This window comes from Acidovorax sp. HMWF029, from assembly GCF_003060895.1.
Lineage (GTDB): Bacteria > Pseudomonadota > Gammaproteobacteria > Burkholderiales > Burkholderiaceae_C > Acidovorax.
Window position 1 is genome coordinate 24,146 of the sequence record NZ_QAIH01000219.1, and the last position, 10,594, is coordinate 34,739.

Here is a 10,594-nt window from a genome sequence, read left to right on the forward strand (position 1 = left end):
AGGCTCAGCCCGAAAGGGTATTTCTGACGGATCGAACCCGGAAATCCGTATCAGGCCGCAGCTTCCTCCAGCAGCCGCTCGCGCACTTCCTGCGCTGCCTGCACCATGTGGCGCAGGGCGGCTTCGGTCTCGGGCCAGCCCCGGGTCTTGAGGCCGCAATCGGGGTTCACCCACAGGTGCTCCACGGGCACGACCTCGGCGGCTTTTTCGAGCAGCGCGGCCATCTCTTGCACGCTGGGCACGCGGGGCGAGTGGATGTCGTACACGCCGGGGCCGATCTCGTTCGGATATTTGAAGTCGCCAAAACCTTGTAGCAGCTCCATGTCCGAGCGGCTCGTCTCAATCGTGATCACATCGGCATCCATGGCCGCAATGGCGGGCAGGATGTCGTTGAACTCGCTGTAGCACATGTGGGTGTGGATCTGCGTGTCGTTGCGCACGCCGCTGGCACTGATGCGGAAGGCGCGGGTGGCGCGCTCCAGATAGCTTTTCCAACCGGCGCGGCGCAGCGGCAGCCCTTCGCGGATGGCGGGCTCGTCGATCTGGACGATGGCGATGCCCGCGGCTTCCAGGTCACACACCTCGTCGCGGATCGCCCAGGCGATCTGGTCGGCCGTGGTGGCGCGGGGCTGGTCGTCGCGCACAAAGCTCCACTGCAAGATGGTGATGGGGCCGGTGAGCATGCCCTTCATGGGCTTGGGCGTCAGGCTCTGCGCGTACTGTGTCCAGGCCACCGTCATGGGCGTGGGGCGGGCCACGTCGCCGTAGATGATGGGCGGCTTCACACAGCGCGAGCCATAGCTTTGCACCCAGCCGTTGGCGGTGAAGGCAAAGCCGTCGAGCTGCTCGCCAAAGTATTCGACCATGTCGTTGCGCTCGGCCTCGCCGTGCACCAGCACGTCAATGCCCAGCGTTTCCTGCTTGCGCACGGCCAGGGCAATTTCGGCTTCCATCTTTTGTTGGTAGTGGGCGGCATCGAGTGCGCCGCGCTTGAAGGCGGCGCGGGCCGCGCGGATCTCGGCCGTCTGCGGGAACGAGCCGATGGTGGTGGTAGGCAGCAGCGGCAGCTTCAGCCGTGCGCGTTGTGCCTTCTGGCGTGTGGGAAAGGCGCTGCTGCGCTGATCGGCGCCGGGTGCCACTGTGGCCAGGCGTGCGGCCACGGTGGCGCGGTGCACGCGGGGGCTTGCGCGGCGTGCGGCCAGGGCCGTGCGGGCGGCGTGCAGTTCGTCGTCCACTGCCGCCTCACCCTGCGACAAGGCGGTGGAGAGCACGCGCAGTTCATCGAGCTTTTCCACCGCAAACGCCAGCCAGGACTTCACCTCGGCATCCAGCTGCGTTTCGGCCTCCAAGCTGAACGGCACATGCAGCAGCGAGCACGACGGCGCCAGCCACAGCTCGCCCTGGTGCTTGTCTGCCACGGGGCGCAGCTTTTGCAGCGCTGCATCCAGATCGGTGCGCCAGATGTTGCGGCCATCCACAATGCCCACCGACAGCACCTTGTGCGAAGGCAGCCAGTCCGCCACGCCCACCAGTTCCTCCGCAGCACGCACGGCATCCACATGCAGGCCCGCCACGGGCAACTGGCAGGCCAGGCGCAGGTTTTCGGCCAGGGGCGAGAAGTAGGTGGCCAGCAGCAGCTTGGGCGCGCTGCGCGCCAGTTGCCAGTAGCTGGGCTCAAACGCATGGCGCCACGCATCGGGCAGGTCCAGGCCCAGGATGGGCTCGTCGATCTGCACCCATTCGACGCCCTGGGCCTTCAGGCGCGCCAGCACGGTTTCGTATACGGGCAACAGCGACTCCAGCAGGCTGAAGCGGTCAAAACCTGCCGCCTTGGATTTGCCCAGCCACAAAAAACTCAGTGGCCCCAGCAGCACGGCCTTGACGCGGTGGCCCATCGCCTGGGCCTCGGCCACTTCGGCAAACAGGCGCTCGCTGGCCAGATGAAATTGCGTGTGTGCGCTGAACTCGGGCACGAGGTAGTGGTAGTTGGTGTCAAACCACTTGGTCATCTCCAGCGCGGGCTGGCCTGCGGTGTGGTGCTTTGCGGTGCAACCGGCGCTGCAGCCCGTGTGGTCTGCTGCGGCCTGGGCCGACACGCCCCGCGCCATCGCAAAGTAGCGGGCCACCTCGGGCGTGTCCCCATCAAAGCCAAACCGCGCAGGCTCGCAGCCCAGCAGCTGGATGTGGTTGGCCACATGGTCGTACAGCGCAAAGTCGCCCACCGTCACACAGCCCAGGCCTGCATCGGCCTGCGCCTGCCAGTGCAACTGGCGCAGCTGGGCGGCGGTGGCCTGCAATTCAGCCTCGGTGCTGTCGCCGCGCCAGAAGGATTCGAGCGCGAACTTCAGCGCGCGCTGCGCCCCCATGCGCGGAAAGCCCAGGGTGTGCGTGAGCACGGGGCGGCGGGTGGCGGAGGTTATGGCAACTGCGGCGACTGACATGGTGATTTCCTTCTTCTGAATGGAGCAATGCAATGAAGGCACCGATGGTCGCGCGGGCTCGTTTATTATTCAAACGAAAGTTTTAGTCGATCAACTTGAAAATTAATAATGAACCAGTCGATTCTGGAAGTGCGCCACCTGCGCACGCTGGTGGCCCTGCGCGACAGCGGCAGCCTGGTGCGGGCCGCGCAGTTGCTCAACCTCACGCAGTCGGCGCTGTCGCACCAAATCAAGCTGCTGGAAGACCGCCACGGCCAGCCGCTGTTCGAGCGCAAATCCGTGCCGCCGCAGTTCACCGCCGTGGGCGAGCGCCTGCTGGCCCTGGCCGATGCCGTGCTGCCCCAGGTGGAAGGGGCCGAGCGCGACATCGCCCGCCTGGTGCTGGGGCAGGGCGGGCAGATGCGCATTGCGGTGGAATGCCACACCTGCTTTGACTGGCTGATGCCCGCGATGGATGCCTTCCGCACCCGCTGGCCCGAGGTGGAGCTGGACATCGTGAGTGGCTTTCATGCCGACCCCGTGGGCCTGCTGCACCAGGGCCGGGCCGATGTGGCCATCGTGTCCGAGGTCGATACCGACGAGGCGGGCGTGGACTACCACGCGCTGTTTGGCTTCGAGATCCGCGCGCTGCTGGCCAACACGCACCCGCTGGTGGCCAAGCCGCACCTGGTGGCGCAGGACTTTGCCGACCAGACCATCATCACCTACCCCGTGCCCGACGAAATGCTGGACCTGATCCGCCAGGTGCTGGAGCCCGCTGGCGTGCGCCCCCCGCGCCGCACCACCGAGCTCACGGTGGCCATGCTGCAGCTGGTGGCCAGCGGGCGCGGTGTGGCGGCGCTGCCGCTGTGGGCGGTGCAAAGCTATCTGGACCGGGGGTATGTGACGGCGCGGCCTATCGGTGAAAAAGGCCTGCGCGGCGAGCTGCACGCCGCCTGCCTGCCCAGCCTGTCGGGCAAGCCGTACCTGCAGGATTTTGTGCAGGTGACGCGGGAGACAAGCTTCGTGACGCTCAAGGGCGTGGAGCTGTTGTGACCGGATCAGGCGCGTACTTGTCGCCCACTTCCTCGCGCAGCGGGTGGGTGTCATAGACGATGTTCATGTCGCGGATGTGGGTGCTGCCAGCGTCGAACGTGAACACATCCACGCAGGTGAAGGTCACCTCGCGGCCGTCGTTCAAAGTCCAGTCGTAGCGGAAGTAGGCGGCGACCCGCACGGCGCCGCCGTTGTCTGGTTGGGCGGATTCGAACAGATCCAGCACGGTGATCACGCTGCCGCTGGAGGCCTGGGCGAGCTTCTTGAAAAAGTCGCTCGCGCGCATGGTGCCCAGGAAGGGTGAATGCACCACGCCATCGTCTTCAAAGCAGGCAATCAACCCGTCGGTGTGGCTGGCGTGCAGGTGGGCGAGGTAGGTGCGGACGGTGTCGAGTGGCGTGGTCATGTGCAGGAGCGTGGTGGAGAAAGATGCCCAGAGCTTCGCCGCGCCCGGCGGCTGCGGCAAGAGACAATGGCGCCTCATACATAAAAGCTGCTTATGTATCTGCGCTACCTGCATTACCTCCAATCCGTCATCGACCAGGGCTCGTTTGCGCGCGCGGCGCAGGCCTGTAGGGTGTCGCAGCCCGCCATCAGCCAGGGCATGAAGGCGCTGCAGGCGCAGTTCGACGCGCCGCTGCTGGTGCGCGACGGGCGCCGTTATGTGCCCACCGACCTGGCCCGGCGTGTGGTGGCCGAAGGCGCGCCGCTGGCCCAGCGCATCGACGCCTTGCCGCAGGCCCGCCGGGCCGCTGTGGACCGCAATCGGTTGCGCGTGGGGCTCACGGCCTCCGCCGCGCTGGTCTGTGGGCCGCTGCTGTACGAGGCCTGGTGTCTGCCGCAGCCCCAGCGTTCACTGGAGATGACCACCACCGACGAGGGGAGCCTGCTGACAGGCCTGCTGCATGGCAGTTTCGACGCCGTGATTGCGCCCCGGCCGCGCCAGTTTGCCCACCCGGATGTGGTGCAGTGGCGCTTGTACGAGCTGCAGCCGCAAATTTATGCACGGCGCCGCCACCCGCTGGCGCAGGCCCGGTCACTGGCCGATTTGCAAGGCGCCGCCTGGGGCTGTGTGGGCCCGAGCGTGAGCGGCCCGGTGGACGTGCTGACCGAGGCGCACCGCGTGCGGCGCATGCCCGCGCCGCGCATGGCTGTGCGCTGCCCGGACTTTGCCAGCCTGCTGAACCTGGTGGTGGGCTCGGACCTGCTGGCCGTGCTGCCACACCCCGCGCTGCTGGGGGCTGCGGCAGAGCAGGTGGTGCCGCTGCAACTGGCCGAGGCACTGCCGCTGTATGGCATGTGGCTGTTCGAGCGCAAGGCGCGCAAGCCCCGCCTGGGGCCGGAGGTGTTTGTGGGGCGGGTGTGAGGCAGGGGCGCCCGGGTGTGGAGCTTGATGCTACTTATTTGATAGCTAATCAGGCATGATAGACGCGCGCAAACGGCCTAAAAAGCTTGAAAAACCAACGGTCAGCCAGCCACCGTGCCTGGCACCGGCACCCGCACGGCACCCGAGGTATAGAACGCATGCAGGTTCTCCAGCACCAGGTCTGCCATCGCACGGCGGGTTTCGTGCGTGGCACTGGCGGTGTGGGGGGTGAGCACCACGTTGTCCAGCGCCATCAGGGCGGCGGGCACATGGGGTTCGTTGTCGAACACGTCCAGGCCCGCACCGGCGATGCGGCGCTCGGCCAGGGCGTCGATGAGCGCCGCCTCATCCACCACGCTGCCACGCGCCACGTTGATGAGGTAGCCCTGCGGGCCCAGGGCGTCGAGCACATCGCGGTTGACCAGGTGGCGCGTGCCCGCGCCGCCCGCCACCGTCAGCACCAGGTAGTCGGCCCATTGCGCCAGTGCGGTCAGCGACTCGAAGTAGGGTAGCGCGCAGCCCTCGGCCGGGCGGCGGTTGTGGTAGCCCACCTCCATGCGGAAGCCCGCCGCGCGCTCGGCCACGGCCTGCCCGATGCGGCCCATGCCCACAATGCCCAGGCGTTTGCCCGACACCCGCGTGCCCAGCGCAAACCGCGCCTTGGGCCATTGGCCCTGGCGCACAAAACGGTCGCTGGCGGCAATGCCACGCGACACGTCCAGCATCAGCGCAAACGCCATGTCGGCCACACAGTCGTTGAGCACGCCGGGCGTGTAGCCCACCTGCACGCCCCGGGCAGTGGCGGCGCCGATGTCGAGCGCGTCAAAGCCCACGCCAAAGCTGCTGATGACCTGCAGATGGGGCAGTGCTGCAATCACCTCGCCCGTGAGCCCGATGGACGCCGTGGTGACCACGCCCGAAAACTCCGCACCGTGCGCCGCCAGAAAACCCTGCGGGTCGGCCTGGTCGGCCAGGCAGGCCACGCTGTAGCGCGCGGCCAGTTCGGTTTCAAGTGCGGGCAAGGGCAGGCGGCCGATTTGCAGGATGCGGGGTGTGGCGTGCGTCGTCATGGAGGGTGACAGGTGGGTGCAGAGAAGAGGTGGCATGGCAAGCGCTGCCAGACCTGGCAGCGCTGCATCGCAAAAAGGAACGGATAGTGGCAGAGAACACAGGGCCGTGTGCGGCCCTTTGCGCGTGGGCTCCTGCCGTTCGGCGCCCCTTACTGCGGGCCGAGCTTCTTGATCAGCGCAGCCAGCTCTTCCACCTCATGGGGCTTGAGGTCCGTCAGCGGCGCCCGCACCGGCCCACCGTCATGGCCCACGATGCGCGCACCCGCCTTGATGATGGACACGCCATAGCCTTCCACCCGGTTGCGGATGGCCAGATACGGCATGAAGAACTCCTTGAGCAGCTTGTGCTGCGTGGCCATGTCGTCGGCCGCCACCGCCTTGTAGAACTCCATCGCCGTCTTGGGAATGAAGTTGAACACCGCCGACGAATACACAGGCGTGCCCAGCGCCTTGTAGGCGGCTGCATACACCTCGGCCGTGGGCAGGCCGCCCAGGTACGAAAAGCGATCCCCCATCTTCATGTAGATGGAAGACATGGTTTCGATGTTGCCCACGCCGTCCTTGAAGCCCACCAGGTTCGGGCAGCGCTCGGCCAGGATGGCCAGCGAGTCGGCCGTGAGCTTGGTGCGGTCGCGGTTGTAGACGATGACACCGAACTTCACGCTCTTGCAGACCTGCTCCACATGGGCGATCAAGCCTTCCTGGCCCGCTTCAGTCAGGTAGTGGGGCAGCAGCAAGATGCCATGGGCGCCCAGGCGTTCAGCCTCTTGCGCGTGGGCGATGGCCGTGCGGGTGGGGCCACCGGCGCCCGCAATGATGGGCACCTTGCCCCGGCAGGTTTCCACGGCGGTCTTGATGACCTCGCTGTACTCCGGGCCCGAGAGCGAGAAGTATTCGCCCGTGCCACCGGCAGCAAACAGGGCGCTGGCGCCATAGGGCGCGAGCCAGTCCAGGCGCTCGATGTAGGTCTTGGGGCGGAAGTTGCCTTGCTCGTCGAAGTCCGTGATGGGGAAGGACAGCAGGCCGGAGCCCATGATGGATTTGAGTTCTTGGGGGGTCATGGTGGTCATTGCAAAGAAAAAATGGGTGGAGCGGAGCGGTGGCTCGGGTCTCAGTCGAGCTTGATGTTGGCGGCCTTGACCACGCTGGCCCAGCGCTCGCGCTCCTTGGTGAAGAACTGGTCTTGTTCGGCTGGGGTCATGGTCACCACTTCGGCGCCTTGGCCCGCCAGGCGTGAGCGGATCTCTGGCGAGCGGATGGCCGTGATGAGGGCCTGGTTGAGCTTTTGCACGACGGCGTCTGGCGTGCCACGGGGCACCAGCACGCCCTGCCAGGTGCCGGACTCGAAGCCTGCCACGCCCTGTTCGGCCAGGGTGGGCACAGCGCCGATCAGCGGCATGCGGGTGGCCTTGGACACACCCAGCACCTTGAGCTTGCCGTTCTGCACCTGGGGCAGGGTGGCGAGCATGCCGTTCATCAGCACCTGGGTCTGGCCCGCCACGGTGTCCTGGATGGCCGTGACGCCGCCCTTGTAGGGGATGTATTGCCAGCGTGCGCCAGCGGCCCGCTCCAGCGCTACACCTGCCACGTGGGGGGCGCTGCCGGTGGCGGTGACGGCAAAGTTCAGGTCGTTCTTTTTCGAATACGCCACCAGCTCTTTGAGGTTGCTCACCGGCACCGAGGGGTGCACCACCAGCAGGTGGGGCGAGTAGGCCAGCATGGTCACCCCGCGCAAGTCCTTGGAGGGGTCGAACGACAGCTTGGTGTACACCGAGGGGCTGATGGCCAGCGCGCCCACGTCGCACAGCAGCAGGGTGTAGCCGTCGGGATCGGCCTTGGCCACGAAGTCGGCGCCCAGGTTGCCATTGGCGCCGGGCTTGTTCTCGACGATGACCGTTTGCTTGAGTGCCTCGGACATGGCCTGGCTGATGGAGCGCGCAATGATGTCCGAGCTGCCACCAGGCGGGTAGGGCACCACGATGCGCAGTGACTTGGTGGGCCAGCTTGCGGCGCTTTGTGCATGGGCACCTGTGGCGCTGGCAAAGCTGCCCAGGGCAGCGATGCAGGCCAGCACTGCGGTGCGACGGATCAGGGGCATGGTGGTTTGTCTCCTACGAGGTTTTTGGTTGTTAGTCATCGTACAACTAACATCGTAAAAAAACAATAGCGCGGAGTCGGTAAAGACTTTCTTGTTGGCAGAACATGGGGGGGCTCTGTGACTCGTCTGTCAAATTTCGAGAGCGCAAGCGTGCAGCCTCTGTAGAGGTCTTCGGGCATTCCTGTTGGTTCAGGTGAAAACCTGTCAGCAAGCGGCTGCTTGTTGTGTGACAACGCATAACGTCGTTGCCATTGTGCTCTTGTCCGTGCGGGGCAGCATCTCCCGGATGCTGTGCACGGTCAGGGCCTGGCAGTACGCCAAGCTCTTGGAACCTGTTCAAAGTCTTTGGGAGATTTCAATCCAACCCTTCGGGCAGTTGCCTTGCCCGCGGTACGGGCCATGGGCGCACTAATCTCTCTGGCTATGGGCGTGCGCATCGGCGCGCAATGACTGGGGGGAAGCCGTTTCCTGGCAGTCTGCCGCTGCCGCGCCCTGGGCGCTGTCTGACGGCTGGTTGCGTTCCAGGCGGAACTCGGGGTGCTGGCCGGTCAGCAGCAGGAACATGGCGTACACCGGCCCCTGCATGTTGCGCTCGTCGCTCATGCTCTCCAGCGCCTGCCAGGTGCGCGACTGCACACCGCCCCGGCTGCCGGTTTGCAGCGGGTAGCCCATGAGTTCGGCCGCCTGGGCCTGGCTCAGCCCGGCGGCGATGCGGGCGGCCTTTAGCTGGTCGCCAGTGGGCACGGGCATGGCGAGAGCGAGGGCAGGGCGTGGTGGCTGGGACATAGGATTGCTATAAAAATAGGAGCTATTTGGGCATGATGGACGCGCGGAGAGGCCCATTTTTACCCAAAACTGTGTGACAACACCCGCGTGTGGCGCTGGTGCGTCACTGGACAAAATGGGGGGCGCGCCCCTCGGGCTCGACGTGGGGCGCTCCTGGAGTTCCCCCGCACTCGACGAAAGACAAAACGACAACACGCCGCTTCCCCTGCAGCATTTGAGGAGGGACTTGCGAGCTATACCAGCCAGATCTGGGAAAAGCCCGCCGATTGGCCTTGGGCCATCACCAAGGCCGAGGTGGACGCGCAATACGAACGTGTTGAGGCTGGCCCCCCTCAGGCGCCGATGAACCCCAAGTTCGCGGCCCGGGTCCAGGCCATCGAGCAGCGCATCCCGACAACGCCACGGCACGCATTCAGGTGCTGACGGCGCGCCTGGGCGTGGCCAACCTTGTGTTGCTCATCGCCTTCTTCAAGCCTGGGGCGAGTTTTCGCATGGGGATGTTCGCCCTGGGACTGGTGGCGGCCTTTGGCGCCTGGCGCACGGCGCGCGACTTTGACTGGTCGCCCCTGGCGCGCGCCGTGGCGGCATTGCTTGCCGCCATCCCCATGTTGGGCATGGCGGTGTGCCTGGGGCTGCTGCTCAAGGCCTTTCGCGAACGCTGAGCGCCTCTCTTGTTTATCGAGCGATGCCCAGCCAGGCGAGGTGCGTGGGGCGGAAGTCCAGCGCGGTGCGGCGCGCCACTTCGAGCGTGGTGGTGTTGATGACCACCAGTTGGCGTGCACCGGGGTCAGAGAGGTAGATCTCATCGCGCGCCCCGTTGGCAACAAACGCCGGGAACGGTGCCGCCGTGGGCATGGCCGGGATGGCGCCAGTGATCGTCTTCTTCACCACCCAGCCTGTCGCTCCTCGCTCCAGGGCGTGCAGGGCGCCGGTGTCGTCCAGCACAAAGAAATAGCGCCCCGCGCGGTCAAACCCGTGCGCGCGGCGCAGGCGGCCGTCGGCCCAGCCGGCAATGGCCACCGGGGTGGCTTTGGCCGCCGCCGCGTCGATGTCGTAGAAGCGCGTGGTGGAGGGCGTGCCCGCATTGCCGATGCCAATGAAACGCGCCCCCAGCTTGGGGTGGCCTGCAATGGTGCCTACGCCTGTGGGGGTGGCGATCTTGGTGGCAGCGGCTGCGCCCGTGGCCTGGGGCGACACGGCCAGCACGCCGTCCGAGCAGCCGCTGGCGGTGATCCCACCGCTGGTAAAGCTGCCGTGCATGCTGGGGCATTGGGCATCCAGGCGCCTGACCAGGGTGTACTGGGTGCCCTGGCGGCTGTAGACCTCGACCTGGGTGGGGCCGGTGGCGTCGGGCGCCCGGTAGGTGGCCACCAGGAAGTTGCCATTGGGCTCGGCAAAACCGTGCATGGGCTGTGCAAAGTTGATGCTCGCCCCCACGCGGCCTGCGCCCAGGTCGGCATCCTGGAAGACAGTGGCCGAGGCCACGGCCGATGGGGCGCGGCCATCCATGAAGATGCTGGCCTGGCCCGCGCGGTCGTCGTAGTGGGTGGGCTGCGGGCCGGTGATGCGGAAGCTCAGCAGCTTGGGCGCAGCCTTGTAGTCATGCAGGTGGTCGCCGTGGTCTTCCTGCCATATGCCGGCATCGGCGATCTGCACCGTGTCTTGCGGCCGCTGGAAGGCCAGCGCATAGCGCCGACCAGGGCTGGCGTACACGGCTGATGGCGGGTTTGCGAGGGGGTAGTTCGCCACCACGGCGCTGCTGTCCAGGTCGTAAATGCGTAGCGCAGTGGCAGCGTCT

General features: G+C 66.3%; 10 protein-coding genes. 3 read left to right on the forward strand and 7 right to left on the reverse strand.

Features of this window, described 5'->3' with window-relative positions; translation table 11 throughout:
• Nucleotides 1-50 precede the first annotated feature (50 nt).
• The gene (metE, locus tag DBR12_RS15430; RefSeq protein ID WP_108618069.1) at nucleotides 51-2,441 is read right to left on the reverse strand and encodes a 5-methyltetrahydropteroyltriglutamate--homocysteine S-methyltransferase; all 2,391 of its coding nucleotides are present in this window, start codon (nucleotides 2,439-2,441) and stop codon (nucleotides 51-53) included.
• A 108-nt stretch (nucleotides 2,442-2,549) separates the two neighbouring features.
• Here metE and DBR12_RS15435 point away from each other — a divergent pair, with 108 nt between their 5' ends.
• Complete coding sequence (locus DBR12_RS15435) at nucleotides 2,550-3,476, forward strand: LysR family transcriptional regulator (RefSeq protein ID WP_108618070.1); 927 nt, start codon at nucleotides 2,550-2,552, stop codon at nucleotides 3,474-3,476.
• On the opposite strand, the gene DBR12_RS15440 is transcribed toward DBR12_RS15435, so the two are convergent.
• Nucleotides 3,454-3,882, reverse strand: coding sequence for a nuclear transport factor 2 family protein (locus DBR12_RS15440; RefSeq protein ID WP_108618082.1), 429 nt, complete (start codon nucleotides 3,880-3,882; stop codon nucleotides 3,454-3,456). The two genes, DBR12_RS15435 and DBR12_RS15440, sit on opposite strands and share 23 nt — an antisense overlap.
• Nucleotides 3,883-3,975: 93 nt before the next feature.
• Between DBR12_RS15440 and DBR12_RS15445 the strand changes: the two genes are divergently transcribed.
• Nucleotides 3,976-4,842, forward strand: a complete 867-nt coding sequence (locus DBR12_RS15445) for a LysR family transcriptional regulator (protein ID WP_108618071.1) — start codon at nucleotides 3,976-3,978, stop codon at nucleotides 4,840-4,842.
• A gap of 101 nt (nucleotides 4,843-4,943) precedes the next feature.
• Here DBR12_RS15445 and DBR12_RS15450 read toward each other — a convergent pair whose 3' ends face one another.
• From DBR12_RS15450 to DBR12_RS15465, 4 genes are all read right to left on the reverse strand, one after another.
• Nucleotides 4,944-5,912, reverse strand: a complete 969-nt coding sequence (locus DBR12_RS15450; protein ID WP_108618072.1) for a 2-hydroxyacid dehydrogenase — start codon at nucleotides 5,910-5,912, stop codon at nucleotides 4,944-4,946.
• Nucleotides 5,913-6,061: 149 nt separating this feature from the next.
• Nucleotides 6,062-6,973, reverse strand: a complete 912-nt coding sequence (kdgD, locus tag DBR12_RS15455) for a 5-dehydro-4-deoxyglucarate dehydratase (RefSeq protein ID WP_108618083.1) — start codon at nucleotides 6,971-6,973, stop codon at nucleotides 6,062-6,064.
• A 50-nt stretch (nucleotides 6,974-7,023) separates the two neighbouring features.
• Nucleotides 7,024-8,010 (reverse strand): tripartite tricarboxylate transporter substrate binding protein, encoded by a 987-nt coding sequence (locus tag DBR12_RS15460; protein ID WP_108618073.1) that lies wholly within the window; start codon nucleotides 8,008-8,010, stop codon nucleotides 7,024-7,026.
• 408 nt (nucleotides 8,011-8,418) lie between these two features.
• Nucleotides 8,419-8,760: a helix-turn-helix transcriptional regulator gene (locus tag DBR12_RS15465; protein ID WP_233244554.1), complete on the reverse strand. Its 342-nt coding sequence runs from the start codon at nucleotides 8,758-8,760 to the stop codon at nucleotides 8,419-8,421.
• Nucleotides 8,761-9,212: 452 nt separating this feature from the next.
• On the opposite strand from DBR12_RS15465, the gene DBR12_RS15470 reads away from it, so the two are divergent.
• Nucleotides 9,213-9,458 (forward strand): hypothetical protein, encoded by a 246-nt coding sequence (locus DBR12_RS15470; RefSeq protein WP_233244556.1) that lies wholly within the window; start codon nucleotides 9,213-9,215, stop codon nucleotides 9,456-9,458.
• Nucleotides 9,459-9,471: 13 nt separating this feature from the next.
• Here DBR12_RS15470 and DBR12_RS15475 read toward each other — a convergent pair.
• Nucleotides 9,472-10,594 (reverse strand): hypothetical protein (locus tag DBR12_RS15475; RefSeq protein ID WP_199226701.1); only part of this gene is annotated, 1,123 nt, incomplete at its 5' end.